The sequence below is a fragment of the Formicincola oecophyllae genome (genome assembly GCF_006542395.2).
GTDB classification, from domain to species: Bacteria; Pseudomonadota; Alphaproteobacteria; order Acetobacterales; family Acetobacteraceae; genus Formicincola; species Formicincola oecophyllae.
In genome coordinates this window covers 76,640-103,145 of sequence record NZ_CP038231.1, presented here as the reverse complement: position 1 = coordinate 103,145, position 26,506 = coordinate 76,640, and the positions used below count along the sequence as shown (strand labels likewise).

At 62.9% G+C, this 26,506-nt stretch carries 22 protein-coding genes; 13 read left to right on the top strand and 9 right to left on the bottom strand.

All coding sequences use genetic code 11. The annotated features are described in order from the left end of the window. The first annotated feature begins 67 nt into the window (after positions 1-67). From E3E12_RS00420 to der, 4 genes are all read left to right on the top strand, one after another. Positions 68-1,390 carry a dihydroorotase gene (locus E3E12_RS00420; RefSeq protein ID WP_141442561.1) on the top strand — a complete coding sequence of 441 codons (1,323 nt, stop codon included), beginning with the start codon at positions 68-70 and terminating at the stop codon, positions 1,388-1,390. Between the two features lie 82 nt (positions 1,391-1,472). Beyond that, positions 1,473-2,384, top strand: coding sequence for a hypothetical protein (locus tag E3E12_RS00415; protein ID WP_141442560.1), 912 nt, complete (start codon positions 1,473-1,475; stop codon positions 2,382-2,384). Next, on the top strand, positions 2,381-3,844 hold the full coding sequence (locus E3E12_RS00410; protein WP_141442559.1) for a PQQ-binding-like beta-propeller repeat protein: 1,464 nt from the start codon (positions 2,381-2,383) through the stop codon (positions 3,842-3,844). The genes E3E12_RS00415 and E3E12_RS00410 overlap by 4 nt, the downstream gene beginning before the upstream one ends. Then, positions 3,837-5,438: a ribosome biogenesis GTPase Der gene (der, locus tag E3E12_RS00405; protein ID WP_141442558.1), complete on the top strand. Its 1,602-nt coding sequence runs from the start codon at positions 3,837-3,839 to the stop codon at positions 5,436-5,438. Before E3E12_RS00410 ends, der begins: the two co-directional genes overlap by 8 nt. 78 nt (positions 5,439-5,516) lie before the next feature. Here the strand turns inward: der and ubiA are convergent, their stop codons facing one another. After that, on the bottom strand, positions 5,517-6,443 hold the full coding sequence (gene ubiA, locus E3E12_RS00400; protein ID WP_141442557.1) for a 4-hydroxybenzoate octaprenyltransferase: 927 nt from the start codon (positions 6,441-6,443) through the stop codon (positions 5,517-5,519). 111 nt (positions 6,444-6,554) lie between these two features. Here ubiA and E3E12_RS00395 point away from each other — a divergent pair, with 111 nt between their 5' ends. From E3E12_RS00395 to E3E12_RS00385, 3 genes are all read left to right on the top strand, one after another. Beyond that, positions 6,555-7,331 carry an RsmE family RNA methyltransferase gene (locus E3E12_RS00395; RefSeq protein ID WP_141442556.1) on the top strand — a complete coding sequence of 259 codons (777 nt, stop codon included), beginning with the start codon at positions 6,555-6,557 and terminating at the stop codon, positions 7,329-7,331. Positions 7,332-7,615: 284 nt separating this feature from the next. After that, positions 7,616-9,067, top strand: a complete 1,452-nt coding sequence (locus tag E3E12_RS00390) for a glutamate--cysteine ligase (RefSeq protein WP_141442555.1) — start codon at positions 7,616-7,618, stop codon at positions 9,065-9,067. A gap of 70 nt (positions 9,068-9,137) precedes the next feature. Next, a complete protein-coding gene (locus E3E12_RS00385; protein WP_240810515.1) occupies positions 9,138-9,908 on the top strand; it encodes a LolA family protein in 771 nt (256 codons plus the stop codon). Between the two features lie 152 nt (positions 9,909-10,060). Here the strand turns inward: E3E12_RS00385 and rsmI are convergent, their stop codons facing one another. After that, positions 10,061-11,053, bottom strand: a complete 993-nt coding sequence (gene rsmI, locus E3E12_RS00380; RefSeq protein WP_141442554.1) for a 16S rRNA (cytidine(1402)-2'-O)-methyltransferase — start codon at positions 11,051-11,053, stop codon at positions 10,061-10,063. Here rsmI and E3E12_RS08920 point away from each other — a divergent pair. Beyond that, positions 11,035-12,756 (top strand): penicillin-binding protein activator, encoded by a 1,722-nt coding sequence (locus E3E12_RS08920; RefSeq protein WP_206338651.1) that lies wholly within the window; start codon positions 11,035-11,037, stop codon positions 12,754-12,756. The two genes, rsmI and E3E12_RS08920, sit on opposite strands and share 19 nt — an antisense overlap. Before the next feature lie 30 nt (positions 12,757-12,786). Here E3E12_RS08920 and E3E12_RS00370 read toward each other — a convergent pair whose 3' ends face one another. The 4 genes from E3E12_RS00370 to pdxH form a co-directional block, all read right to left on the bottom strand. Continuing rightward, complete coding sequence (locus tag E3E12_RS00370; protein ID WP_240810514.1) at positions 12,787-13,746, bottom strand: lysophospholipid acyltransferase family protein; 960 nt, start codon at positions 13,744-13,746, stop codon at positions 12,787-12,789. Next, positions 13,743-14,846: a tetraacyldisaccharide 4'-kinase gene (lpxK, locus tag E3E12_RS00365; RefSeq protein WP_141442553.1), complete on the bottom strand. Its 1,104-nt coding sequence runs from the start codon at positions 14,844-14,846 to the stop codon at positions 13,743-13,745. Before lpxK ends, E3E12_RS00370 begins: the two co-directional genes overlap by 4 nt. A gap of 12 nt (positions 14,847-14,858) precedes the next feature. After that, a complete protein-coding gene (locus tag E3E12_RS00360; protein WP_141442552.1) occupies positions 14,859-16,325 on the bottom strand; it encodes a 3-deoxy-D-manno-octulosonic acid transferase in 1,467 nt (488 codons plus the stop codon). A gap of 79 nt (positions 16,326-16,404) precedes the next feature. Next, positions 16,405-17,055 carry a pyridoxamine 5'-phosphate oxidase gene (gene pdxH / locus E3E12_RS00355; protein WP_240810513.1) on the bottom strand — a complete coding sequence of 217 codons (651 nt, stop codon included), beginning with the start codon at positions 17,053-17,055 and terminating at the stop codon, positions 16,405-16,407. Positions 17,056-17,448: 393 nt separating this feature from the next. Between pdxH and fabI the strand changes: the two genes are divergently transcribed. From fabI to E3E12_RS00330, 5 genes are all read left to right on the top strand, one after another. Beyond that, on the top strand, positions 17,449-18,306 hold the full coding sequence (fabI, locus tag E3E12_RS00350) for an enoyl-ACP reductase FabI (RefSeq protein ID WP_141442551.1): 858 nt from the start codon (positions 17,449-17,451) through the stop codon (positions 18,304-18,306). 33 nt (positions 18,307-18,339) lie between these two features. Next, entirely contained in the window at positions 18,340-19,464 is a 1,125-nt protein-coding gene (aroC, locus tag E3E12_RS00345) for a chorismate synthase (protein WP_141442550.1), read from the top strand. A 443-nt stretch (positions 19,465-19,907) separates the two neighbouring features. Further along, complete coding sequence (locus tag E3E12_RS00340) at positions 19,908-21,857, top strand: ribonucleoside-diphosphate reductase subunit alpha (RefSeq protein WP_141443950.1); 1,950 nt, start codon at positions 19,908-19,910, stop codon at positions 21,855-21,857. Between the two features lie 97 nt (positions 21,858-21,954). Continuing rightward, positions 21,955-23,016, top strand: coding sequence for a ribonucleotide-diphosphate reductase subunit beta (locus tag E3E12_RS00335; RefSeq protein ID WP_141442549.1), 1,062 nt, complete (start codon positions 21,955-21,957; stop codon positions 23,014-23,016). 211 nt (positions 23,017-23,227) lie between these two features. Beyond that, on the top strand, positions 23,228-24,259 hold the full coding sequence (locus E3E12_RS00330; RefSeq protein WP_141442548.1) for a polyprenyl synthetase family protein: 1,032 nt from the start codon (positions 23,228-23,230) through the stop codon (positions 24,257-24,259). 23 nt (positions 24,260-24,282) lie between these two features. On the opposite strand, the gene E3E12_RS00325 is transcribed toward E3E12_RS00330, so the two are convergent. The 3 genes from E3E12_RS00325 to E3E12_RS00315 all read right to left on the bottom strand — a co-directional run bounded on the left by E3E12_RS00325 (position 24,283) and on the right by E3E12_RS00315 (position 26,477). Further along, positions 24,283-25,212 carry a glutamate racemase gene (locus E3E12_RS00325; protein ID WP_240810512.1) on the bottom strand — a complete coding sequence of 310 codons (930 nt, stop codon included), beginning with the start codon at positions 25,210-25,212 and terminating at the stop codon, positions 24,283-24,285. Between the two features lie 66 nt (positions 25,213-25,278). Beyond that, positions 25,279-26,028: an orotate phosphoribosyltransferase gene (locus E3E12_RS00320; RefSeq protein ID WP_141442547.1), complete on the bottom strand. Its 750-nt coding sequence runs from the start codon at positions 26,026-26,028 to the stop codon at positions 25,279-25,281. A 68-nt stretch (positions 26,029-26,096) separates the two neighbouring features. Next, on the bottom strand, positions 26,097-26,477 hold the full coding sequence (locus tag E3E12_RS00315) for a chorismate mutase (RefSeq protein WP_240810511.1): 381 nt from the start codon (positions 26,475-26,477) through the stop codon (positions 26,097-26,099). Between the last annotated feature and the right edge of the window lie 29 nt (positions 26,478-26,506).

The following is a 26,506-nucleotide window of genomic DNA, read 5'->3' as shown; positions in this document are numbered from 1 at the left end:
ATGACATTCCACCGGCGCCTAACGTGCCGGAAACCGCCCAACATCGCGTGAGGAGCACGAGGAAGCCATGGCGCACTATGACCTTATCATCCGCAATGGCCTGGTCTACTTGCCATGGGGCCGGGTGGAGACATCGCTGGGGCTGAGGGGGGGGCGCATCGCCAACCTCAATGTCAGCGTGCGTGACGAGGCGGACGAAGTCATTGACGCTCACGGCCTTCACGTCCTGCCAGGATTGGTGGATGCCCACGTCCACCTGCGCGAACCTGGCAAGGAGGAGGCGGAGACCATCGCCACGGGAACGGAGGCCGCAGCCCTGGGCGGCATCGCCACCGTGCTGGAGATGCCCAACACCAACCCCCCCGTGGTTGATGACGCCACCTTGGCCTGGCAGCGCCAGCGCATTGCGGAAACTGCCCATGTCGATGTGGGCATCTATGTGGGGGCCACCCACCAGAACACGCCTGAACTGGCACGGCTGGAGCAGGCGCCAGGGGTATGCGGGGTCAAGGTGTTCGCCGGTTCCTCCACAGGTACCCTGATGGTGGCTGACGATGCCGGCATTGAGGCCGTACTGCGCTCTGGCCACCGCCGCGTCTCCTTCCATGCGGAAGACGAGGAACGCCTGCGTGAGCGCAGAGGTCACTTCCACCCAGGCCAGCCCTATGGCTGCCACGCCCAGTGGCGCGACCCTGAATGCGCCCTGCGCGCCACCAAGCGCATTGCGGCGCTGGCGCGCAAAACGGGCCGACCCGTTCATATCCTTCATGTCTCCACTGAGGAGGAGACCGCTTTCCTGGCTGGTGAGCGCGCCCTTGTCAGCACGGAAGTCCTGGCAAGCCACCTCACCCTCACAGGGCCTGAATGCTATGAGCGCCTGGGCGGTCGGGCTGTGGTCAACCCGCCCCTGCGCGACCAGCGCCATGCGGAGGCCCTTTGGAAGGCCATCCGCTGCGGGTTGATTGACGTTGTCTCCTCTGACCACGCCCCCCATGAGGCCGCCCTCAAGAACAAGCCTTGGCTGGAGTGCCCATCAGGTCTGACGGGGGTGCAAACCTTGCTGCCGGTCATGCTGAACCACGTCAACATGGGCCGGCTTTCCATGCAGCGCCTGGTCGACCTGATGGCCACTGGCCCAGCCCGTCTTTACGGCATGGCCACCAAAGGGCGCATCGCGCTGGGGCAGGATGCTGACTTCACCTTGGTTGACCTGGGCCGCTCCTGGCGGATTGAGGACAGCTGGATCGCCAGCCCAGCTGGCTGGACGCCTTATGATGGCATGGTGGTGCGCGGCGCCCCCATTGCCACCATCGTGCGGGGGCAGGTCGTCATGCAAGATGGCGCCTTGCGTACCCCCAACAGGGGCAGCGTGGTGCGTTTTCTGCCTTGATGAACTATGGTGGTCTCCCTTGCCGCCCCACCCGCAGCCATGCAGCTGCCCAACGCCAGCTGAGCTATGAGAGAGCCCGGACGTGCCTGAAAACCCAGCCGAACCCCTGAACCAGGAAATCAAGATCCTTGACCGGGAACTGAAAAGCGAACAACCGCTGCAGAGGAAAATCTTCTGGGGCGCTATGCTGGCTGGCGCGCTGACGGTGGCCGGCGTAGCTTTTGGTGGGTGGTGGACTTGGCACAGCAGCCACAGCCACCAGGCGCGCCTTGCGGCCTCTGACCGTTTCTTCCAGGCTGAAGGGCTTTTGGCCGCTGTCGCTGATAGCAGGGAAGCCCAGACTGCCGGGCAGGATGGGGCCGTTTCAGGTAGCCTGGATGCTGGCCAGCAGCAAGCCAAGCTTGACCAAGCCACCGCCATCCTGGCGGGTTTGGCCGCCCCCCAGGCGGGTGATGCTGTGCCAGACGGCATCCGTGATTACGCCGCCATGCACTTAGCTACTCTCAAAGCTCAGAATGGGGATGGGGTAGGGGCCATGGGGCTATGGCGCATGGTGGCGCGCGATGTCAACGCCAATGAGGCCTTGCGCGGTCTGGCTGCGTGGCTGCTGCTTGACGGCTCCGCCCACGGCCTGCCAACCCGCCCAGGTGCCGCGCCAGCCACGCCTGCAGAACTGCGCCGCGGTTATGATGCCCTCATCCAGAAAGGGGGCGCCTTCGCAGCGCTGGGGCGTGAAGGATTGGCTGCGGTCGACCTTGGCCCCGGCACCACGCCTGACCAGCATTTGGAGGCCAGGCGCCTTTTAGCTGACGTGGCTTCAGCTGCCACCACAAGCGCTGCCCTGCGTGAACGGGCTGGCTTCCTGCTGAACATCCTTGAAAACGAAACCGTTGAAAGCGCAGGGAGCGCAGGGGATGTTGGCCAACCTGCCGCCCTAAGTCCTGCCAGTCCCCTTCCCCCAGCAATCAAACCAACCCAAGGCCCTGCCCGATGAGCGCACCAGCCAAGCGCATCCAGCCCTGCCCCCCTGTCGCCACAGCCACCTGGCAGGCCCCTTCCCGCCGTGCCTTGGTGCGGGGCCTTGTGCGCACTTTGGGAGCGGCTGGCGCTGCGGCCGCGCTGGAAAGCCTGGCTGGCTGCGGCATTTTTGAATCAGCCAACAAAAAGCAGCCCTTGCCTGGGCACCGTATTGATATCCTCTCCACAGGGGAGGGGCTGCAGCCAACCCCCCTGCCCAAGGGGGAGCCACCCTTGGTGGTGAACCTGCCAGCCCCAGCCCCCCTGCGTGACTGGACGCTTGACGGGCGCGTGGCTGACCACACCGCTTTCAATGGCGAATGGGCGGGCACAGGTAAGGAACTGTGGTCACACAGCATCGGCGCTGGCAGCAACCCCTTTGACTTGCTGGCCATGGTGCTGATGATCCCCAACAACCGTGGCGCCATCCAATCGCCGCCCGTTATTGGCCAGGGGCGCATTTTCACCACAGACGCCCAAGGGGTGGTGCGCGCCTGGACATGGCCCAACATGCATGAGCTGTGGCACCGCCAGCCTGGCAAGCATCTGCCCTCCACCAACATCGGCGGTGGTGTGGCGCTGGATGGCGACACCCTCTACATCGTTGACGGCGTGGCAACCGCCCTGGCCGTGGACGCCGCCACAGGCAAGCCCAAATGGGTTGTCCCTACCAAAACGCCAGGGCGTTCAGCCCCCACCATCAGCAATGGCATGATGGCTTTTATCACCATTGACGAACGCCTCTATGTCCTTGACGCTAAGTCAGGCCGCCAGCTTTGGACCCACCAGGCGCCTGACGTGGGCACCGTCATTTTTGGGGAGGCGGCGCCAGCCATGGTGCCAGGCGTTGTTCTGGCCGGCTTCGGCAGTGGTGAGCTGGTGGCGCTGCGCGACACCACGGGCGAAATGATCTGGAGCGACAACCTCAGCGGTGGCAATGGGCGCGGCGCGCGGCTGGATTTCGCCTGCGTGCGTGGCGCCCCCGTCATTATGGGGCGCACGGCTTACGCCATTTCCATGCTGAAAGTGCTTGTGGCCATTGACGTGCGCTCTGGCCGCAGGCTGTGGGAACGTGAGGTCAGCGGGCAGAATATGCTTTGCGTGTGCGGTGACTGGCTGTATCTGGTTTCATTGGACCAGCAGCTGGCCTGTGTGCACCGCATGTCGGGCCATGTGAAGTGGGTGCGCCAACTACCGCGCTTCAAGAATGCCAAGAAGCAGCGTGGCGCCATTGAATGGGTTGGCCCTGTCCTGGCGGGCAGTAAGCTTGTCTGCTTCTCGTCCGTGCCTAAATACGGCATGGCTGTTGTGGATGCCCTTTCAGGTAAGCTCATCCACATGGGCCAAACATCATCACCGTGCCAGGTGGCCCCCATTGCCTGCGATGGCAGGGTGCTGGCCGTAACGCAAGACGGAGTGCTGCACGCTTATGGCTGACACGCAGAAGCCTTCGGGCAAAAGGCCCCCCACCCCCCAACGCTCGCCATTCAGCAGTGTGGCGCTGCCAGGGCGTGGCCTGCCTACCGTTGTGGTGGCTGGCAGGCCCAATGTTGGCAAATCCACCCTGTTCAACCGCCTTGTAGGGCGGCGGCAGGCCATCGTCTCCGACCAGCCAGGCGTCACCCGTGACCGCAAGGAGAGTGAAGCCATGCTGCGCGGGCGCCGCGTGCGCTTGGTGGACACGGCTGGGCTTGAGGAATCAAAACCTGAAACCCTAGCTGGCCGCATGACGGCCTCCTCCACCCAAGGGGTGGACGGGGCTGACGTGGTGCTGTTCTGCATTGACGCGCGCTCTGGCATCACCCCCGCTGACGAGCATTTCGCCCAATGGCTGCGCAAGCAGGACGTGCCCGTCATCCTGGTAGCCAACAAGGCGGAGGGCAAAGTCGGCACTGAGGGCGCCTATGACGCCTTCAGGCTGGGCCTTGGCACGCCTGTGGCGGTTTCAGCCGAACATGGGGAAGGGCTCGCCCACCTGATGGGGGAAATTGCTGAACACCTCCCCCCAGAGGCCAAGCCATCTGGGGCGGTGGACGCAGGCTCTGCTGAAGGCGCGCCCAGCGATGAACCCCATCAGCCGCTAGCGGGGGAAGGCGCCGCCCACCTTGAGGATAGTGAAGCCCCAACTGAAGCCGTGATTGAGGAACGCCCCCCAGGCCCCCTGCGCCTGGCCATCGTGGGGCGGCCTAACGCTGGCAAATCCACCCTCCTTAACGCATTGCTGGGGGAGGAGCGCATGATCACGGGGCCAGAGGCGGGGCTGACGCGTGACGCCATCAGCGTTACCCTGGATGACCCTGAAGGCCCTGTGGTGATTGTGGATACAGCCGGTATGCGCAAACGCGCCCGCGTTCACGATGGTCTGGAGCGCATGTCCGTCTCCGCTTCCATTGAGGCCATGAAAATGGCGGAGGTCGTGGTGCTTGTGCTTGACGCCACGCGCGGGCTGGACGAACAGGACCTGCAGCTCGCCCGCTTGGTGGAGCGCGAAGGCCGCGCCTGCATCATCGCCCTTAACAAATGGGACGCTGTGGAGGACCGCACCTTGGCGCGCAAGCGCATTGACATGCGCCTTGAAACATCGCTGGCGCAAATGAAGGGCATTCCCGTGGTGACGTTCTCCGCCCTCACGGGGGCTGGGGTGGGCAAAATCATCCCCGCAGCGCGCCGCGCCGCCATGGTGTGGAACGCCCGTGTGGGCACAGGCGCCCTCAACCGCTGGTTTGAGGAAATGCTTGAGCACCACCAGCCACCTTTGGTGGATGGGCGCCGCCTAAAGCTGCGCTACATGACGCAGGTCAAGTCACGCCCGCCCACTTTCGTGCTGTTCGGCACGCGTGTTGACCAGCTGCCAGACAGCTACAGGCGTTACCTGGTCAATGGCCTGCGGGAAACCTTCAATCTGCCAGGCGTGCCCATCAGGTTGCAGACAAGGGCACCCAAGAACCCCTTTAACCCCGACAAAAAACCGGGGGAGCGCAAAGCGCCTGACCGCCGCAAGGAGCATGAGCGCCCCACCCGCAGCCACTGATTGGCAACAGGGCGCCAGCCGTGGCGCCACGCACCACGCGCCCTGCAAAGGGGCCTTCAGCTAGGCCAGTCAGACCCCTCAAAGCAGGCGCCCTGCAACAAAGCCCAGCGCCAACACCATGCCCAAGGTGATGTTGGCCTGGAAATCATGCAGGCAGCGTTGGGGGTTGGCTGGCTGCAGGCCCCGCACTTGGCCTGCCAGCATCAGCGCGCCCAGAAGCCAAAATGGCCAGAAGGCCCACCCCACCTGCCCTATCAGGGCTGCCACCGCCCAAAGGGCCACGGCCACAGCGTAGCAGCTGCCCACGAAAGCACGCGCCTGCCCCACCCACAGGCGGGAGGTGGACTTCACGCCAACGCGGGCGTCATCCTCCAAATCTTGGAAGCCATAGATGGTGTCAAAGCCCAACTGCCAGGCGATGGTGGCACCATAAAGCGCAAGCCCAGCCCAGCCAGGCCAGAAGCGGCCGCTGGCTGCGGCTACTCCCATGGGCGCGCCAAAGCCGAAGGTGAACCCCATCACCAATTGCGGCCACCACGTCACCCTTTTGGCCAGGGGGTAGAGCGCCACCAGCAGAAGGGCCAGGGGGGCCAGTTCCCAACAAGCGGCGGGCAAGCACACAAGCACACCAAGGCCGCCTAGCAGAAGCAGCGCTAGGCACAGCATTCCCTGGCGCACGCTCAGCGCGCCTGAAGCCAGCGGGCGCCCTTTGGTGCGTTCCACCTGGGCATCGATGTCGCGGTCCCACAAATCATTGATGACGCAGCCAGCTGAACGCATCAGCACGGAGCCCGCAGCAAACAGCGCTACCAGCTTCAGCCTATGGGGGAAGCTGACATGCTGCGGCAGGAACACGCCCCACACCCCTGGCAGAAACAGCAGCCACGTGCCCACAGGCCGGTCAAGCCGCATGAGGAGGAGCCAGGGCTGCAGCTGCGCTGGGCAATGAGCCAGCCAGCCATCACTGCGGATATCGGTGTGGGGGGGATGGGTACTGGTGGGCAAAGTCTGTCCTTCACAAAGCAGGGGATGGTCACAAAGGGGGAAGGGGCGTTGCCCTATAGGCTAGCTTGAAGATGCTTGAGTTGCAGGCAGTGGCGTGATTATTTCGCCTTCATGAGCAGAAGTGAACCACGGCTTTTCATCCCCCCCGCCCAGCGCCTGCATACTGGGGCGGAAATTGCCCTCGACCCCGCCCAGGCCCACTATCTGGGTGCTGTTATGCGCCAGCAGGCAGGCGCTGGGCTGACGCTTTTTAACGGGCGTGATGGTGAATGGCACGCTACCTTGGCCGACATGCGCAAAAAAGGCGCCACTGCCCAGGTGGAAACCTGCCTGCGCCCCCAGCCGCCCCAAGGGGCTGCCCCTGGCGTACCGGAAGGGCCTGAACTCCTCTTCTCCCCCCTTAAGCGGGACGCCACAGAAACGGTCATCCGCATGGGGACTGAATTGGGGGTGAGCCGCTTTAGGCCTGTGGTGTGCGCCCGCACCAACACGCACCGCCTCAACCTGGAACGCCTGGCTTTGATCGCCATTGAAGCTAGCGAACAGTGCGAACGCCTGACCGTTCCCCCCATCATGCCCCTTGAGCCGCTGACTGTGGTGCTGGCGCGCTGGCCACGGCGCCGCACCTTAGCTGTGGCCCTTGAACGCGAAGGGGGCAGCCCGGCCTTGGTGGCGGCAGATGCTTTGTTGATTGGGCCTGAGGGCGGCTTCGCCCCAGAGGAACGCGCGCGCATGATGGCCATGGATTTTGTGCGGCCGCTTTCACTGGGAGCGCTGGTGCTGCGCGCTGACACGGCCGTGGCCTCTGGCCTGGCCAGGCTTGAGGCCGCCCAAGCAAACCAAGTGACTTCGGGCCAGTCGGATTGCCAGCCTGCTGTCTTAGGTTAATTGTCCAGAACCCCTACAAATCACGTTCCAAAAACGTTGATTAATGGGTTCCTGAACGCTCCTCAGGCGCATAGTGCAAAGCGCGGCAGAGCGCCCTTCAACCGCATTCATGGGGAGTGGGATGGGGGGCAGGTTATTTTTCCACACCCTTTTAAGGGGTTTTTCTGCCCCCGTGCCCTTGCCGTCTAAGGGCCAATGGTGTGCAGTTGTCACAAACAGACCAAGCATCAGACCCGTTGTCCGGCTTTGGGCCGGACAGCCTGACCAAAGAGAGTTCCCGCCCCATGTCCACTCCTGGCCTCAGCAATGCCACCCCCCTCACCAGCACAGACCAGCTGGCAGGCCTTCTGGCGGCTGGCAGCAAGCCCAAGGGGCAATGGCGCATTGGCACAGAGCATGAGAAGTTCGGCTTTGTCGTGCCAGGGAACGCTGCGCGCCATCCAAATTTAGGTGCCCCCCTGCCTTACGCCGCCCCCACCTATAAGGGGTGGCGCAACGCCCAGAACCCGCAGGACCCAGGCGGTATTGAGGATGTCCTGAAGGGCTTCGAGGCTACCTCCACTGAGAGCGCTGGGTGGAAGCCAGCTTATGACCAGGGCAAGGTCATCGCCCTCTCAGGCACGGGCACTAACAAGGGCGCTGCCATCTCGCTGGAGCCGGCAGGCCAGTTCGAACTTTCAGGCGCGCCCCTCAGGACAATCCATGAAACCAAGGCTGAACTGGAAAACCACTTCAACCAGCTGCGCCCTGTGGCGGCCAGTCTGGGGCTTGGATTCTCCCCCCTTGGGTTCCAGCCCCTTTGGCGGCGTTCTGAACTGCCTTGGATGCCCAAAAGCCGCTACGCTATCATGCGCGCCTACATGCCCAAAGTGGGCACCATGGGGCTGGACATGATGCAGCGCACCTGCACGGTCCAAACCAACCTGGACTTTGGCAGTGAAGCTGACATGGCGCGGAAAATGCGCGTCTCCCTAGCACTGCAGCCACTGAATACGGCGTTGTTCGCCAATTCTCCCTTCCAGGAGGGGCGCTTGTCCGGCTGGACAAGCAGGCGCGCTTTGAGCTGGCTCAGCACGGATGACGCGCGTAGTGGCATTGTGCCCAGCTTCTTTGAGGATAATTTCAGCTTCGAGGCCTACGTGCAGTGGGTTCTGGATGTGCCGATGTATTTCATCATCAGGGAGGGGCGCTATATCAACGCAGCCGGCTGTTCCTTCAGGGCGTGGCTGGCTGGCGCTGACCAGGCGCCCTTGCGCGGCCACCGCCCCACGGTAGGTGATTTTGAAGACCACCTCACCACCGCGTTCCCCGATGTGCGCTTGAAGACGTTCCTGGAAATGCGCGCGGCAGACGCTGGCAGCCCCGCCATGATGGTGGCCCATTCAGCCTTGTGGACAGGCCTGCTTTACGATGAACCAACCCTCATGGCTGCGGAGGCCCTGGTGCGGGAGCAGCCGTGGCACATTTACAGCCAAATGCGCAATGACGTGCCTTATTTCGGCATGGATTCACGCTTGGGCCGCAGTGGCCAACAAAGCCTGCGCCCGCTGGCCCAGCGTGTTGTGGCCTTAGCGCGCGAAGGGCTGAAGGCGCGCGGCCTTGGTGAGGAACGCTACTTGGAACCGCTTGAGGCCATCGCAGCTGGTGCCCCCACCCAGGCGGAATGCTGGATGGAACTTTTCGAAGGTGAGTGGGGGGGGGACGTGCGCCCCCTTTTCCAAGCCAGCGCCATCTGAACTGTTCAAGCCTGCCCCAATCGCCATGCTGGCCACCAACCCAGTTCCATCATGCCTGCCGGAGAAACCCATGCCCCTAACAACACCCCACCCCAAGGCTGCCTCACCCCACCGCCCTTGGGGTAAAGCGCCGCTTTTGGTTGCGCTGGCTGGTTTGGCGGCCACCATGGCAGCTGGTGGGCCAGCTTGGGGGGCGCAGGCAAAGCCGCTCAGCCTGGTGCCAGGGGCACTGCAGGCGCCTGCGCGCCAGCCAGCGGCCACCCCCTTGACCCCTGTTGAGAAAGGCTGGCTGCGCCGGCTGGAGGACGTCCTGGCTGCCACCCACACCGTCAAGGCGCACTTTGTCCAGCAAGCCTGGGATGGGCAGAACCACCAAAGCACCAGCACAGGGACGCTGTGGCTGGAACGCCCTGGGCGGATGCGCTTTTCCTATGACCCAGAACCTGGGAAGGGGGACAAAAAGGAAGCGCCCGTCACCATCACGGCCAATGACGGCAAGCTTGTTTATATCGACCCGTCCATTGACCAGGTAACGGCTATGCCCCTTGACCACTCCCCTTTGGGGCTGCTGCTGCGCGCCCAGCCCCGTTTTTCGGGTGACGTTACAGTAACGGGCTTCGTGATGGGACCAGGGCAGAAAAGAATGGCTGTGGCGCTGGTGCGCACGGCCATGCCTTCAGCGGGCACCTTGACGTTGCAGTTCAATGCTAGCCCGCTGCAACTTCTGGGCTGGAGCGTACGTGACGCTTCAGGCAAGACCACCAGCCTTTCGCTGGAAGACGTCCACACAGGCATGGAACTGCCAGCAGGGCTTTTCAAGCTGCCCCGCCAGGCCCCTTGAGCGCTTGAAGGCCATTTAATCTTAAAGGGTTTGGAACGCAGACGTGAGTTGGCTCCCTTTTGTAAACCCTTGTGTAAAACCTTAGGCCAGCGCGCCCCACGCAAAACGCCAAGCGCTTAGCAAGCCGCTCAGGGTTGGGGGTCCGTCCCCGCTCAGTCTCCCCCCTGCCCCTGGGTTGTTGTGGTTGGGTCAGATTCCGCCTTGCGCGCTGCTTGCAGTTCCAGCGCGCGCGCATAGACGGCGCGTTTGGGCAGGTGGGCTATTTCAGCCACCATAGCGGCGGCGTCCTTGAGCGACTGCGTGCCAGAAAGGGCATCCGCCAGAAGGCGGTCAACATCACCAGCGCCGGCTTCAGCCTGTTCTGCTGGCCCCATGAGGAGCACAATCTCACCGCGGGGGGGTGTTTTCTCAAAATGGTTTTTGAGTGTTGAAAGCGTGCCACGCACCGTCTCCTCGTGGAGCTTGGTCAGTTCACGCCCCACTGCCGCTGGCCTATCCGGCCCGAAGACTGCAGCCAAGTCGCTAAGCGTCCCCACAAGGCGTTGGGGGGATTCGTACCACGCCACTGTGGAGGAGAAGCCCGCCCCCTCCAGCGCCTTCAGCTGTTCAAAAGCGCGCAGCCGTGCTGTGCCGCGCAGCGGAAAACCCATAAAAGTAAAAGGTGCGGGCGGCAGGCCTGAAAGGCTCAGCGCCGTCACGGCGGCATTGGCGCCAGGAATGCCAACCACCTTCAAGCCAGCCTGGCCAGCCGCCTGCACCAGGCGGTAGCCAGGGTCTGAAAACACAGGCGTGCCGGCGTCTGAAACCAGCGCGAGCCTCTCCCCTCTAGCGATGCGTTCCAGGGCCAAAGGGGTCTTGGCGCGTTCATTATGGTCGTGAAACGCTACCAGGGGCTTGTCAATGCCGTAATGGCGCAGCAATCTGGTAGTCACGCGCGTGTCCTCGCACAGGATGGCGTCTGCCCCCTTCAGTACCTCCAGGGCGCGGGGGGTGATGTCACCCAGGTTGCCAATCGGCGTTGCCACAAGGGCAAGCTCCCCCTCAGCAGGGGACGCTTGCGTGGCGCTGCCAGGGGGCGCACCATCATGATCATTTTCACCATGCGGCCTGGAACGGGATTGCCTGTATGATGCACTGCCAGTCATTTGATGAAGCTCCTGTCGTCCCTGGGCGCGCTGACCGTGGCCATGGGGTGGGCACTGAAGCGGCGCCTTGCCAGCAGCACTCACTCCTGCCAAAGGGCGCTCTGCAAAACAAGGCCCGCAAGGGCCTGCTGCGCCGGGGCCTTGCCTCCTCCTGCGCCTTGATGGCAGCCATGGCCTTCCTGCAAGGCTGTAGCACGCTTTCAGGCAATAAAGAGGCGGAGACGGGCACTGTTGTGCCACAGCCAGGCCAGACCACGACAGCTGGCACGGCCACTGGCACCGCAGCTGGTGCTGGGCGCCCCCATGTTGCCCTGGTGCTGCCGCTGGGCGGGCCTTACAAGGCCATCAGCAGCCGCATGAAGGCGGCAGCCTTGCTGGCGCTGCCCACTAAAGGCACAGGCGCTGTGCTTGACATCTACGACAGCGCCTTCCCCAAGAATGCGGCCCAGAAAGCCATCGCTCATGCCGACCGCGCCGTTCTTGGCCCGCTGACTGGCCAGGCCACGCAGTCCGTCAGCGCTGGGTTGCAGTCTTCAGCCGTGCCTGAGCTTTCCTTCACCAGTGATGCCGCTGAGGCCCGCCCTGGCACATGGGTCATGGGGCTGACGACCGAACAGCAAGTCAACCGCCTGGTTCAGGTGGCCGCTGCAGAGGGGCGGCACCGCTTTGCGGCCTTCCTGCCTGACAACGCCTTTGGCCATGCCCTTGGCGACAGCTTAATCAAGGCCTGCCAGGGCGCTTCCCTGACGCCGCCTGTTGTGGCCTACCACAGTGACAGCGCTGAATCGATCGCGGACGGCATGGCGGAACTCTCAGCCATTGCCCAGCGCACCGCAGGCGCCAGTGCGGGCGCTGACCCGCTTGGCCAGGCAGTGGCCAACGTCACAGGTGAAGGCGCCGGTGCTGAAGCCAACAACGCAGCACCTCCCTTTGACGCCCTCCTGCTGGGGGACACGGGCACAAGCCTGAACCGCGTTATGGCGGCCCTGAAGGCCGACCAGGTCTCCATGCCGCAGGTGCGCATCATGGGGCCTGCGCTCTGGGCTGGCATCAGCCGCCATTTGGCTGACATCTCTGGCGCTATCTACACGGGGCTGGACCTCAGCCACCGCGCTGGCTATGTGCGGCTGTACAGCAACGCCTACCACCAGGCCCCTTCCCCTGTGACGGACTTCGCCTATGACAGCGCAGCCCTTGTAGGCGCGCTTCTGCGCACAGGGCGCCTGAACACCCAGGGCCTGACGCAGGAGAACGGCTTCACAGGTGTGGATGGCTGGTTCCGCCTCCTGCCGGATGGCCACGTCCAGCGCCGCCTGAACGTTTACGAAATCCTGCCTGCTGGCGGTGCGCGCTTGATGCTGCCTGCCAACGCCCAGCCTGGGCAGCCCGTCAACACCCACAGGCACAGCGCCAAGGTGGATTCACCATCCACAGCTGTGAAAGCCAGCAAAAAAGCTGCCGCTTCAAGCGCTTCAAGCGTGAGTGCCCACGCGGCCGCCCCAGCTGCCAAAGCTGTGCAAACTGCTAGCGCCGCTGGCACAGCCACAGCGCAAACGGTGGAAAGCGTGCCTGTTGCCGTAGCGGCCACACCTGGCCTTGCCGCGCTGAATAAAGCCCAAGCAGCCCAGGCGGCCAATGCCGCAGCGACAGCGACCAAAACCCAGGGTGCAGGCGCAGCCTTGAAGGACGATTCGCGCTTCTGAACGCCGCCTTCAAGGGGCGCTTCAAAGTGCTTAAAGGTGAAGGCGCTGGTAATATCTTTTTTCCCAGCGCCTGTGCAGCCACAGCCAATCTCCAGGGCGTTGGCGCACCCATCCTTCAAGCCTGTCGTTAAGGGCCTGCGTCAAGCAGGCCACACGTTCCTGCTGGTTGGTGGTGGCCAGGGCGCGCGGGTCGAGCGGCCTGTCCACATGCAGCGTCAAGCAGGCTGGGGCTGTGCGCTCAACATGGCCCGTGATGATCAACGCATCAAAGCGCAGCGCCAGTGCAGCGGCAGCTGGTGCCGTCATGGTGTCGCGTCCAAAGAGCCTGGCCTTGATGCCGTCATTCATTTTCTGGTCGCCAAGCACCCCTACATGGCCGCCTGAAGCCATGTAGCGCAAAGCCAGGGCGGCACCGCGGCGCCCTTTGGGCAGCAAAGGTGGCGGGGAACTCACCCCTGCCTCCATCAGGGCGCGTTGGCGCCAAAAACATAGAACGCTGTTAGCGTGTGGATTGTTGGGGGCGCGGTAAAAAGGGGCGAAAGCCAGCCCATGCCGCGCCACCAACGGGGGCAGCAATTCCCAATTGCCCACATGGCCTGAAAAGAACACCACATTGCGCCCACTGGCTAGCGCCTGCCGCAGCCAGGGCGCTCCCTTCACCCGGGCTGTCGTGGCCGCCAATCTGCCAATATGGGGGAACTCCCCTAATGTTGCACCCAGGTTGCGCCACATGGCGCGCCGCATTTGGGCACGCCAGAAGCGCCCCTTCCCTGGGAAGGCCAATGCCAGATTGGTGTCAGCCACTGCGTTGGCGCCAGGCAGCACCTGCCCCAGCACCGCTCCAGCCATGGCCCCACAGCGCGAAGCCACGCCAGGCGGTATGGCGCGCAACAGGCCAAGTGCCCCAGCAAGCGCCCACCCCCCCCATTTGTCGTGCCAAGGGCGCTTGCGCTCCAAAGGGGGCTGCGCCTGCGTAGGGGGCGCCTTCACGGCTTGGTCATGGTCAGGAGGGGTTCCATTGAGGCAGGCCGTGCTTGGGGCGCTTCTGGGGTGGTTTGGGTGGCTTGCTGGCCTTGCAAGCGCTGATGGGCGCGTTCCAGAAAGCCGTCAAGAAGCTTTTCAGGCGTTGTGGGGGCGTCCCAGCGCAGTTCAGTGCGCAGCACATGGACATTGTCTTTGAAGGTCGGCGGCAAGCGCGCAGCGTCCTTGGTGGTGGTGACCAAAGCTGTGCCCACAGGCCGCCCAAGGCGTGAAAGCACCTGCAGTTCAGCCCAGCTGTAAAGGTGGTGGTCTGCAAACGCCACGGTGCGGACGGTTTCAAGCCCAGCTTCAGTTAAGGTTTCAAAAAACTTTTCAGGCCGCGCCAGCCCCGCGAAAGCGATCAAGCTGTGGCGGGAAAGGGCCTGGACATCCCCCGGCAGTGGCTCGTAACGCACCTGGTGAAAAGGCAGGCTGGCTGGGGCCATGGCGGCAAGCTTGCCCAGCAGGCCAGGTGCGGGGCGCCCCGTCACCACAACGGCGTGGGCACGCGCCAGGGCGCTTGCGGCACGCTCGCGCAAGGGGCCAGCTGGCAGCAGGCGCCCATTCCCCAGCCCTGTGGCGCCATCCACGGTCAGGAGGGCAGCGTCAACATGCAGCCCCCTGTCCTGGAAGCCATCGTCAAGCACTAGGCAATCAGCGCCGGCAGCCACAGCACGCCAGGCATTTTCAAGCCGCTTCCGCCCAGCCCAGGTGGGGGCGAGGCGCGCATGAAGCAGCGCCTCATCGCCCACATCGCGCCCGCTGTGGTCAGCGGTGACGGCAATGCCGTGCCGCAGGGCGCGCAAACGCCCGCCATAGCCGCGCGTCAGCACATGGGGGTTGAGGCCGCGTGCCTTCAACCGCGCCACCATGTCCAGCGCCAGAGGCGTTTTGCCACTGCCCCCTACGCTGATGCCGCCACAGCACAGGACTGGCACAGGCAATTCAACAGGCACTCGGCTGGCGCGGCGGTGGGCGCCCCACAGTGTCACAGCGCTGAAAGGCGCAAAAAAGCGCGCCTTCCATGAAGGCGTTTCATCGGTCCAGAATGAAGGGGCGCGCAGTTTCATCACCCGCCAACCCTAGTGCTGGATTGTGCCCATAATGAGACGGCACAGGGCACCCACCCCAGGCCCCTTTTCAGCCCCTACCAAAGGGTCTGCAGCCTGGGGAGCGGGGGGGTGCAGCATGAAATGCGCAAGCCCTTTCAAAAAGGGGGAGGAGCCTTTTCGGTTAGCGCTGTTGCTTCTAGCGGTGTCGCCATGCACCCAAGCGCCCCCCACCTGGTGCAGGTTGGGTGGCCATGGATCCAGCACCTCCCCCCAAGCGCCAAGCCAAGGCCCCACCAGAACAGGCAGCCCAAGGGATAATGGTTCGTGGACATTGTGCCCTTGGCCTTGGGGGGTCCATGTGTTGCCCATGATAACAGCCTGGGCCGCACGCAGAATGGCGCCAGTCTGGCCCATGCTGTCCACAATCCACAGATTTTGGTCTGGCTTGGGGACCTCATGACGGCTGTGCAAGGGGGCCTGCAACGCCTTGGCCAGGGCTGGGCCGCGCTTGGGGTGGCGTGGCACCAGCACAAGCAGCAGCTTGAGCGCCTGTGGATTTCCCTTTTTCAACCCGGCTGCCCAAGCAGCGGCGCGCGCTAAAAGAACCTCCTCCCCCCCATGGGTGGAAAGGGCCACGATGACATGGCGCCCCGCGCAGGCGCGTTTGAAGAAGGCCCGTTGTTCTGGCGCAGCAGGGGGCGGCGGCATATGCGCTTTGAGGTTGAATGCCGGCAGCAGGCGGCCTGCGCCAAGGCTGCGCAAACGATGGGATGAAGGCTGGGTGGCTGGCTGCACCCATGCCATGGCCGCCAAGGCGGGGCTAATCAGCCCAGGCAACCATGACCACCGCTTGGCCGACCGCGCTGAAAGCCTGGCGTTGACCATCAAAACAGGCACATTATGGGCCTGAACCATTCCCAGCGTGGTGGGCCAAATCTCATTTTCCACCAGTAAAAGGGCGCTTGGGTGCCAGTGGCGCAGAAAGCGCCCCACCCAAGATGCCACATCCCAAGGGGCAAGGGCCGTGTGGAACCGCTTGCCAGCTTTGTGACGGCAAGCTTTGTGGCATGCAGCATTGGGAGCGGGGTTATTGTGGTGCCCCAAGGCGCGTTCAGCGCAGGCTTGGCCGTTTAAGGTGGCTGTGGTCACAAGCACGTTGAGCGTGGGGTGAGCCCCAAGCAGCGTATCCAAAATAGGCAGAAGGGCTGTGACCTCCCCCACGCTGGCGCCATGGCACCATAGGAGCGGACCATCCCCTTGGGCCAAAAGGCTTTTGCCACCCCCCCAGCCCAGCCGTTCCTTGAGGGAACGCAGGCTTTCACGGCCCTGCAGCAGGCGCCCAGCCAGCAGTGCTAACAACAAAGGCCGCAGCACCAGCCCAGCCACCTGCCAGTGCCGCTGACTGACGCCAGCAAGTAAGCGCGCCACCACGCGCTTTGGCGTGTGCCCAAGCAAGCGTCTGCTAATGGTGGGGGCAGGGGAAGCAACTGGTTTCACGGCGCTGTTCTAACCCAAACGCGCCTCTAGCGCACCTTGGCAAGCTTTGATGCTGCCGTGGTGACTGCAGGGGGTGTTTTCAGGGATAGAGGCGCGTCACAGACCACGGGGTTTGCTGCGCCACGCCTGCAGGGCGGCTCCACTGGGCGCGGTCATGAAGGCGGTGGGGGCGTTCCTGCCAAAACTCCATAGTGGCTGGCAAAACGCGGTAACCTTTCCAGATGACGGGGCGTGGAATGGCCTCCACCCCTTCAAAGCGGCCTTCCACCTCCTGGTAGCGCTGTTCAAACACGCTGCGCTCCTCAAGGGGGTGTGATTGCAGCGAAGCCAACGCCCCCAAGCGGGAGGCCCGTGAACGGCTAGCGAAATAGGCATCGGCCTGTTCAGCACTGACAGGCTCCACAGGGCCGGTGATGCGCACTTGCTGGCGCTGCGACTTCCAGTAGAATAGCAGGCTGGCTTGGGGGTTTTCAGCCAGTTCCCGCCCTTTGAGGCTGTCAGCGTTGGTGTAAAAGACGAATCCGCGCTTGTCCCAGGCTTTCAACAAAAGGATGCGCACTGAAGGCAGACCATCCTTAGTAGCTGTGGCCACGGCCATAGCGCTGGGGTCGTTCACTTCGCTTTTCTCAGCGGCCTTATACCACTGGCCGAACAGATCGAACGGGTCAGCGTTCAGGTCAATCAAAGGGCGCACGGGCACAGGGGAGGGGCTGTTCATTTCAGAGGGCATGGTGGAACCTTGGTTAAACGTCACAAGCTGGGGCGGGGCGCCGCACCCAGAACAATAAGGGCATGATAGGGCCTTTGCCCTGTCTTTGTCCCTGCGTGCGCATTAAGCTGGGTTAAGTAAGGACGCTGGGGTTAAGCAAAGCGCCGTCCAAGCTTACGGGGCAAGGCCCTGGAATGGCAGGTTTGGGGGTGTGCTCCCTACCCAAAGGGCCCCCTTCACCAACCGGCCCTTGTGGTGAAAGCCAAACCATGCGACCAAGGGGGCAGTATGCCACTTGAAAATAGAGGGCACGCATGTGCACGCTGGGCCATGAATGGCCCAACCCAGGGCCAGCCTGGCAGCGCATGCTGAAATGTGCTGTGAACTCTGTAATTACCGACAGGATGCTGAAGCATGTCTGAAAATGAGGGCAAGACGGGCTTTCTGCCAGAAGGGCGCCTTATGGCGGGCAAGCGTGGCGTGGTGATGGGGGTTGCCAACCGCAGCTCCATCGCCTGGGCCATTGCCCAGGCCTGCGCTGCCCAGGGGGCTGAGATGGCCTTCACTTACCAGGGGGAGGCCCTTGGCAAGCGTGTGCGCCCCCTGGCTGAAAGCATTGGCTGCGATCTGGTCATTCCATGTGACGTCAGTGATGACGCCCAGATTGACGAAGCCTTCAGCGTAGTTGAAAAGCGCTGGGGCAAAATCGATTTCGCCGTTCACGCCATTGGCTGGGCGGACAAGCAGTATCTGCGCGGGCGCTATATCGACACCCCGCGTGACGCCTTCCTGAAGGCCATGGACATTTCCTGCTATTCCTTCACGGCCATGGCGCGGCGCGCTGCTGCCATGATGAACCCTGGCGGCTCCCTCCTGACCTTGACCTACCTGGGGGCGGAGCGCGTCATGCCCCATTACAACGTGATGGGCGTTGCCAAGGCCGCGCTTGAAACCAGCGTGCGCTACATGGCCGTTGACCTGGGGTGTGATGACATCCGCGTCAACGCCATTTCAGCAGGCCCCATCATGACGCTGGCCGCCAATGGCATTGGGGACTTCCGCTACATCCTGCGCTGGAACCAAATCAACGCGCCTTTGGGGCGCAACGTCACCCAGAAGGACGTTGGCAGCGCTGGCCTGTTCCTGCTCTCCGACATGGGGAGCGGCGTCACGGGGGAGGTCATGCATGTTGACTGCGGCTACAACATCATTGGCATGAAAAACCCTGAGGCCCCCGACCTGACGCTGCCAGCTGACCGCCAAGCCAACTGAAGGCAGGACGCACCAAGGCAGGCAAGGAAAGCCATGTCCGACAACACCTTCGGCACGCTGCTGCGCGTCACCACATGGGGGGAAAGCCACGGCCCCGCCATTGGCTGCGTGGTGGATGGCTGCCCGCCCCGCATACCCCTCTCTGAAAACGACATCCAGCCCTGGATGGACAAGCGCCGCCCTGGCCAGTCGCGCTACACTACCCAACGCCAGGAGGCGGACAAGGTGCGCATCCTCTCAGGCGTGTTTGGGGGGCACACCACAGGCACCCCCATCAGCCTGCTGGTGGAGAACACCAACCAACGTTCGCGCGATTACAGCGATGTGGCGCGCTACTACCGCCCAGGCCATGCTGATTACAGCTATGACCGCAAATATGGTTTCCGCGATTACAGGGGTGGTGGCCGCTCCAGCGCGCGTGAAACAGCCATGCGCGTGGCCGCTGGCGCTGTGGCGCGCGCTGTGCTGCGCCACTTGGTGGGGCCCCAGCTGCGCATCAGGGGGGCACTTGTTCAGGTGGGGCAGCTGGGTGTTGACCGCGCCAACTGGGATTGGGCGGCTTGCGACCAGAACGCCTTCAACTGCCCTGACCCTGCCATGGTGCCCCGTTGGGCAGACTTGGTGGAGGGGGCGCGCAAGGGCGGTTCCTCCATTGGGGCTGTTTTTGAGGTGGTGGCTGAGAACGTCCCCCCAGGGTTGGGCGCGCCTGTCTATGGGCGTTTGGACAGCGACCTGGCAGCAGGCTTCATGGGCATTAATGGCGTTAAAGGTGTTGAGATCGGTGAAGGTTTCAACGCCGCCAACCTGCGGGGGGAAGAAAATGCCGATTCCCTGCACAGCACATCTGATCCTGGTGTCGCGCGTTTTGGCGCTAATCATGCTGGCGGCATCCTGGGGGGTATCAGCACTGGCCAGCCTGTGGTGGTGCGGGCGGCTATCAAGCCAACGAGCTCGATTCTCACCCCCGTGCCCAGCATCGACCGGGCAGGGCATGAGCACGCCATGCATACCAAGGGGCGCCATGATCCCTGCATTGGCATCAGGGCTGTGCCGGTGGGGGAAGCCATGATGGCCTGCATTCTGGCGGACCATCTGCTGCGCCACCATGCCCAGTGCGGCTGGCCGCTGCCGCCTGTCACCGTGCCGCCCCCTGCGTGAGGGGCCGTGCCAGCACCCAGCACAGGCCAGCACCAACCCATGGCCCCCTCTTAGGTCCACCAACGCTTCCCCCTGTAGCAGTGATGATGGCTTGATGCTGGCTAGGGGGGTGATGACTTACAACCACCAGCCTAGGGGGTAGCCCACCTTGACAAGCCTCAGCCCAGGGCTGGCCTTGGGTTGTGGCTTCCATGGGCCCTCCTGACCCCTGACACAACATGTAGTTGTGAGGGGGCCATGACATTAACTAGATGTTGTGTTGCGCCCCTGTCACGATGGGCCAATTTTCTGTTCTGTCAAGATTGTTTCAGACTCAAAATCCAGTGATGTTGGCTCCAACAGGGCACCTGGTGACAGGCACCCACCAAGTGACATTTCACACTTTCCCAAGGGGGACGGGCATGGTTTTGAAAGAAGCGCCGGAATTAAGCAGCCAGGAGGCCATGGCCCCATCACTGGACCTGGCGAAGGATTCCAGCCAGGAAGCCCATGCCCCCACCCAGCCTGCTGACGCCACGCAGGAGGAGGAGCTTTTTGAACGCCCCGTGCAGATGCCAGGGCGCCACGCTGTGCGAATCGACCACAGCCGTGACGACCGCCTGACGGCCTTCGGCAAAGCCACGCTGGCCCACCGCTACCTGCTGCCAGGTGAGGGCAACCAGGACTTGTTTGCGCGTGTCGCCTCCTACTATGGCGCTGACGAGGGGCACGCCCAACGCATCTACGATTACATGAGCAAGCATTGGTTCATGCCGGCAACGCCTGTCCTTTCTAACGGGGGAACCAAGCGCGGCCTGCCTATTTCCTGCTTCCTCAATGAGGCCAGCGACAGCCTGGAGGGCATCGTTGGGCTTTGGAACGAGAATGTCTGGCTGGCGGCCAAGGGGGGCGGCATCGGCTCCTATTGGGGGAACCTGCGCTCCATCGGCGAGAGCATCGGCCATAATGGCCGCACAAGTGGCGTCATACCCTTCATCCGCGTGATGGACAGCCTGACGCTGGCTATTTCACAAGGCTCCCTGCGCCGTGGTTCGGCAGCAGTCTACCTGCCCATCTGGCACCCGGAGATCGAGGAGTTCATCGAGCTGCGCAAGCCCACTGGCGGCGACCCCAACCGCAAGGCGCTGAACCTGCACCATGGCATTTTGGTGACGGACGACTTCATGCGCGCTGTGGCTGCTGACGAGGACTGGGCGCTGACCTCCCCCAAGGACCACAGCATCATCCGCAAAGTTTCAGCGCGCGGGCTGTGGATCCGCCTGCTGACGGCGCGCATGGAGCAAGGCGAGCCTTACATCGTCTTCTCCGACACGGTGGCGCGCGCCCAGCCAGAACACCACCGCCTGGCGGGGCTGGAGGTCAAAACATCTAACCTCTGCGCTGAAATCACCTTGCCAACGGGCATCGACCACCACGGCAAGCAGCGCACCGCTGTGTGCTGCTTGTCCTCAGTCAACCTGGAATACTGGGACGACTGGCAGGACAACCCGCGCTTCATCGCTGACATCATGCTGTTCCTCGACAACGTCCTTCAGGACTTCATCGACAACGCCCCAGACGATATGGCCAACGCCAAGTACGCTGCCATGCGCGAACGTTCCGTGGGGCTTGGGGCAATGGGGTTTCACTCATTCCTGCAGGCCAAGAACGTGCCGTTCGCCTCCGTCACCGCCAAATCCTGGAACAGGAAAATCTTCAACCACATCTCTGAGCAGGCCGCCCAGGCCTCACGCGATTTGGCCAAGACGCGCGGCCCCTGCCCAGACGCCGCCGATTACGGCATGGAGGAGCGATTCTCCCACACCATGGCTGTGGCGCCGACCGCCAGCATCTCCATCATCGCTGGTGGCGCCAGCCCTGGCATCGACCCCATCAGCGCCAACGTCTTCCTGCAGAAAACGCTTTCCGGCTCCTTCACGGTGCGCAACCGCCACCTGGCCAAGGTCCTGGAGGCCCATGGCCATAATGATGAGGCGACCTGGTCTAAGATCACCTTGGACAAAGGCTCCGTCCAGAAGCTGGACTTCCTCACCCCCCATGAGAAGGAGGTGTTCAAAACAGCCTTTGAGCTGGACCAGCGCTGGGTGGTGGAACATGCGGCCGACCGCGCGCCGTTCCTCTCCCAGTCGCAGTCGGTCAACCTGTTCCTGCCAGCGGACATCCACAAGCGCGACCTCAACCTCATCCATTACGAAGCCTGGAAGAAGGGCGTGAAGTCCCTCTACTACTGCCGCTCCCTTTCCGTCATGCGTGCTGACACCGTCTCCAACGCAACGGAAAAGCGCGACATCATGGAAGGTGATGACGACCACCTGCCGCAGGCCTCCGCCAGCACGTCTAGCGGCACGGGCGCTGATGGCGGCAAGTATGAGGAATGCCTCTCCTGCCAGTGAGGGCGCCTTGGCTGCGCCTTTGTTGAACGCGCGTTAATTGACTTGATTAACTTAATTAACGTCCCCACCTGCCCCACCCCACCAGGAGCAACCGCCCATGAGCGCCCATGAGACCAACCACCCCCAGCCACTGCCCTTCCGCGCTTCCGAACACCTACCGAGCGAGGAGGAGCTTAAAGCGGGCGGCCTTCTGGCTGGCAGTCCCATTTACAAGCCCTTCCGCTACCCTTGGGCTTATGACGCCTGGCTGACGCAGCAGCGCGTCCACTGGCTGCCTGAGGAGGTGCCGCTGGCTGATGACGTCAAGGACTGGCACCGCAAGCTCAATGACGCCGAGCGCAATCTCATCACGCAGATTTTCCGCTTCTTCACCCAGACTGACATTGAGGTGAACGGCGTTTACATGAAGTACTACGCCCAGGTGTTCAAACCGACTGAAGTGCTGATGATGCTCTCGGCCTTTTCCAACATCGAGACCATCCACATCGCAGCCTACTCCCACCTGCTTGACACCATCGGCATGCCTGAGGCCGAGTACGCGGCCTTCCTCAAATACCGCCAAATGCGCGACAAGTACGATTACATGCAGTCGTTCGATGTCAGCAACAAGCACAATCTGGCGCTGGCCATGGCCGCTTACGGCGCCTTCATGGAGGGGCTGCAGCTCTTCGCCTCCTTCGCGATCTTGCTGAACTTCCCGCGCTTTAACAAGCTCAAAGGCATGGGGCAGATCATCACTTGGTCGGTGCGTGACGAGACGCTGCACTGCCTGTCCATCATCCGCCTGTTCCGCACCTTCATCCGCGAGAACCCAGAACTCTGGACCCCCGCCTTCCAGGAGGAAATCAGGGAGGTCTGCCGTACCACTGTTGCCCATGAGGATGCCTTCGTTGACCTGGCTTTTGAAATGGGGCCCGTGGAAGGGCTGAGTGCTGATGACGTCAAGCGCTACATCCGCTTCATCGGTGACCGCCGCCTGACGCAGCTCAGCCTCGACCCGATTTTCGGGATTGAGCAAAACCCCTTGCCCTGGGTTGACGACATGCTCAACGCTGTTGAACACGCCAACTTCTTTGAAAACCGCGCCACTGAATATTCCCGCGCCTCCACCCAAGGCACGTGGGAGGAGGCCTTTGAAAGCGGGGTTTTCACCTCCTAAAAGCGGCTGCCAGGCAAGGTGCGCCCCCTTGCCTGCAAACCAGTGGGTTGACCGGCTGGCGGTGGTTGCACATAGTCCGCACCAAGCGCCTGCGGCGTTGTCTGGGGATGACCGACTATCTCCTGACTGCAGGGCGAAAATGGAGTGACGACATTTGAACCCCGGCCAGCCCGCACCTGAAGCAGCCCCCCCAGCGCAGCCAGCCCAGGCCATGGGCGGCGAAAACGCCCTCCAGGCCCTGACCGCATGGCTGGGGGAGGACATGAAGGCCTGCAACCAGGTCATTATGGACCGCATGGCAAGTTCCGTGCCCCTCATCCCCCAGGTGGGCGCTTACCTGGTTTCTGCTGGCGGCAAGCGCCTGCGCCCGCTCCTCACCTTGGCTGCGGCGCGCTTGTGCGGCTATGGCGGCAAACCGGGGGAGGACAGGCACGTGCGCCTGGCGGCGTGCGTGGAGTTCATCCACACAGCCACCCTCCTTCATGATGACGTAGTCGATGAAAGCCTCCTGCGGCGCGGCCATGCCTCAGCCAACGCCTTGTTTGGCAACCAGGCTTCTGTCCTGGTGGGGGATTTCCTGTTCTCGCGCTCATTCCAGCTCATGACTACGGATGGGTCCCTGGCTGTCATGGGGATTCTAGCCAATGCCTCCGCCACCATCGCTGAAGGCGAGGTGCTGCAGATGACCACGCAGAACGACCTCTCCACCCCCGTGGACAAGTACTTAGAGGTCATTCACGGCAAAACCGCAGCACTCTTTGCTGCGGCCTGCCGTGTGGGGGTGGTGGCGGCCAGTGGCACGCCTGTGCAGGAGCAGGCCCTTGAACGCTTTGGTGAAGGCCTCGGTATGGCTTTCCAGCTGGTGGATGACGCCCTGGACTACGTGGCTGAGCAGGAGACGCTTGGTAAAACGGTGGGTGACGACTTCAGGGAAGGAAAAATCACCCTGCCTGTGCTGACGGCCTGGGAACGCGGCACAGAGGAGGACAGGGCCTTCTGGCGCCGCGTTATTGAACGCCAGGGCGCGGGTGCAGATGCTACCAACCTTGATGAAGCGGCCCAGAAGCGCGACCTTCACCATGCCATGAAGCTGATCAAGCAAACAGGCTCCATTGAAGCTACCCTGGACAAAGCGCGCACTTATGCTGACCAAGCTTTGGCGGCGCTAGCCCAGTTCCCTGAAAGCGAGTTGAAGTCACTTTTGGCCCAAACGCTGACTTACACGGTCAACCGCGCGCGCTGAAAAGGCCCAGCCCCAGCTTTGGTTCAGATTGGGGTGAAGGGACGGTTAGCGCCAAAGCCCAGTTCTGGCAGGCGCTTGGCCAAAGCTTCATCAGGCAAAGCACCTGTAGTGTGGAAGCAATTCACCCCTTGGCCTGCCTGAACCGCAGCTAGGGTGGTTGGCGCCTGTTCCTGCAAGCGCCGCAAGGCTTGGCGCGCCACAGCGGGGGCTGGGTCAAGCCACATCAGGCGCGCAGCCCTTTCAGCGCCAAGCAAGCGTTGAGCAGCGCCTTTCAACTGCGGCAGAATGAAAGCATAATGGGTGCAGCCCAAACCGATGACGTCTATGGGGGATGTTGGGGTTGCCATAGCCAGAAGAGCGGCTAGTTCACCCTCTATGGCTGCGCTGTCCACCTCCCCTCCTCTGAAGGCCTTTTCAGCTTGCCCAGCCAAAAGGGCGCTGCCATGGACGTGAAGCGCACAATCAGCAGCATGGAGGTCGCGCAACTGCTGCACATAGCCCCGCCGGGCCGTGGCAGGCGTGGCCAGCAGGCCAAGGGTGCGCGTTTGGCTGACCTTCGCCCCCCAGCGCACAGGGGGCACGCACCCTACTACAGGCACGTTCAGCACAGCGCGCAAAGGGGCCAGGGCCAAGGTGCTGGCTGTATTACAGGCCACAATGACGACCTCTGGCTGCAGCTGCGCCACAGCTTGTTCCAAAAGCGCCACAATGCGCGCACGCAGCAGGTCGTCTGGTTTGTCGCCGTAAGGAAAAAAGGCGTTGTCAGCCAGGAAATCCACTGCCAGCGCTGGCGCCTGGGCGCGCAGGCTGGCAACGGTGCCCAACCCTCCAATGCCTGAATCAAAAACCAGCACACGCCGCCCCCGGCCCTCTTCAGGCAGGCTGGGCGCTGGCTGGCTAGCGTGGCCAGGGGCCTGGTCATGATCGGCGTTGTCACAAATAGGCATGAGCATGGGAAATCCCCTGGCGTTGGGCCCAGAAGCGCCCAGGGCGCCCCAGGAACAGGCGGCTGGCTGTGGTCAGTCCTTCTTGAAGGCCAGGGCCTCCTCAAGGCTGCCTACGCCACCATGCGCCTTCGACCAGCCGCAAGGATCATCAAGGAAGCGGCGTACAGCGGCGCTGTCGCTGTCAGAGAAGTGGCGCCCACCTGAGCAGGCCTCCAAAACGTCCCACCAGGTACACAGCGCATGGAGGGTAATGCCCATGTCCGCCAGGGATTTCTGCGAACCTGGGAAAACGCCGTAGAAGAAAATCACGAAAGCATGGTTGATGATCGCGCCAGCATCGCGCAAAGCATGGGCAAAGCGGATTTTGGAAGCGCCATCAGTGGTTAAGTCCTCCACCAGCAGGGTGCGCATGTCCAAGGGCACGTCACCTTCAATCTGGGCATTACGGCCAAAGCCCTTGGGCTTTTTGCGCACATAGGCCATAGGGGCCATCATGCGGTCTGCCATCCAGGCAGCAAAGGGAATGCCTGCGGTCTCCCCACCCACCACGGCGTCAATGCTTTCAAAACCAACATGGCGGTTGATTTTCTCCACCGCCAGCTCCATCAGCTTGCGCCTGGCGCGGGGAAAGAAAATGATTTTGCGGCAATCGATGTAGACAGGCGACTTCCAACCAGATGTCAGGGTGTAGGGGTCGTCAGGGCGGAAGTTGATGGCCTTGATCTCCAGCAGAATGCGCGCCGTGGTCAGGGCGGCGTCCCTGTCCCAGGCGGTGCGCTCGGCTGGCTGGTGGTTGGAGGGGGCGTGGGGATGGTCACTCATGAAGGCTCTCTCATCAATCATCTAGGGGTGGTGGGCGTTGAAGGCATTGGCGGCAGGCGCGCCAGCCGTCAGGCGGGCTTGGCTGGCGGGGTGGCTTGTTGGGTGCGCGCGGCAATCTCACGGTGGCGGCGCACGGCTTCCGTGGTCATGTAGCGGAACAGCCCTTCCACAACATCTGGTGAAAGACCTGCTTCAGCGGCAAGTTTGGCCAGGCGGGCCTTCTGACGGCCTTCGCGGGCCTCGTCAACGGGGGGCAGGGCTGCGCGCGCCTTGATGGCGCCAATTTCCCCCGTGCAGCGGAAGCGCTCAGCCACCATGTAGACCAAGGCAGCGTCAATACAGTCTATCCCATGGCGGAGGCGGTCGATCTCCGCCAAGGCCTCCTCACGGGAAAGTGGCTTGGCCATGGGTGAATGGGGGTGGGGTGGTGTTGGCTTAATGGTGTTCATGTTTGTGCCCCTGCGTGGAACCATGACGG

Excerpts from the sequence above, each read along its gene's own strand:
- E3E12_RS00420 (WP_141442561.1), top strand. The coding sequence starts at position 68 with ATGGCGCACTATGACCTTATCATCCGCAATGGCCTGGTCTACTTGCCA.
- E3E12_RS00410 (WP_141442559.1), top strand. The coding sequence starts at position 2,381 with ATGAGCGCACCAGCCAAGCGCATCCAGCCCTGCCCCCCTGTCGCCACA.
- der (WP_141442558.1), top strand. The coding sequence starts at position 3,837 with ATGGCTGACACGCAGAAGCCTTCGGGCAAAAGGCCCCCCACCCCCCAA.
- E3E12_RS00395 (WP_141442556.1), top strand. The coding sequence starts at position 6,555 with ATGAGCAGAAGTGAACCACGGCTTTTCATCCCCCCCGCCCAGCGCCTG.
- E3E12_RS00390 (WP_141442555.1), top strand. The coding sequence starts at position 7,616 with ATGTCCACTCCTGGCCTCAGCAATGCCACCCCCCTCACCAGCACAGAC.
- E3E12_RS00385 (WP_240810515.1), top strand. The coding sequence starts at position 9,138 with ATGCCCCTAACAACACCCCACCCCAAGGCTGCCTCACCCCACCGCCCT.
- E3E12_RS08920 (WP_206338651.1), top strand. The coding sequence starts at position 11,035 with ATGATGCACTGCCAGTCATTTGATGAAGCTCCTGTCGTCCCTGGGCGC.
- rsmI (WP_141442554.1), bottom strand. The coding sequence starts at position 11,053 with ATGACTGGCAGTGCATCATACAGGCAATCCCGTTCCAGGCCGCATGGT.
- lpxK (WP_141442553.1), bottom strand. The coding sequence starts at position 14,846 with ATGAAACTGCGCGCCCCTTCATTCTGGACCGATGAAACGCCTTCATGG.
- pdxH (WP_240810513.1), bottom strand. The coding sequence starts at position 17,055 with ATGCCCTCTGAAATGAACAGCCCCTCCCCTGTGCCCGTGCGCCCTTTG.
- fabI (WP_141442551.1), top strand. The coding sequence starts at position 17,449 with ATGTCTGAAAATGAGGGCAAGACGGGCTTTCTGCCAGAAGGGCGCCTT.
- aroC (WP_141442550.1), top strand. The coding sequence starts at position 18,340 with ATGTCCGACAACACCTTCGGCACGCTGCTGCGCGTCACCACATGGGGG.
- E3E12_RS00340 (WP_141443950.1), top strand. The coding sequence starts at position 19,908 with ATGGCCCCATCACTGGACCTGGCGAAGGATTCCAGCCAGGAAGCCCAT.
- E3E12_RS00335 (WP_141442549.1), top strand. The coding sequence starts at position 21,955 with ATGAGCGCCCATGAGACCAACCACCCCCAGCCACTGCCCTTCCGCGCT.
- E3E12_RS00330 (WP_141442548.1), top strand. The coding sequence starts at position 23,228 with ATGGGCGGCGAAAACGCCCTCCAGGCCCTGACCGCATGGCTGGGGGAG.
- E3E12_RS00325 (WP_240810512.1), bottom strand. The coding sequence starts at position 25,212 with ATGCTCATGCCTATTTGTGACAACGCCGATCATGACCAGGCCCCTGGC.
- E3E12_RS00320 (WP_141442547.1), bottom strand. The coding sequence starts at position 26,028 with ATGAGTGACCATCCCCACGCCCCCTCCAACCACCAGCCAGCCGAGCGC.
- E3E12_RS00315 (WP_240810511.1), bottom strand. The coding sequence starts at position 26,477 with ATGAACACCATTAAGCCAACACCACCCCACCCCCATTCACCCATGGCC.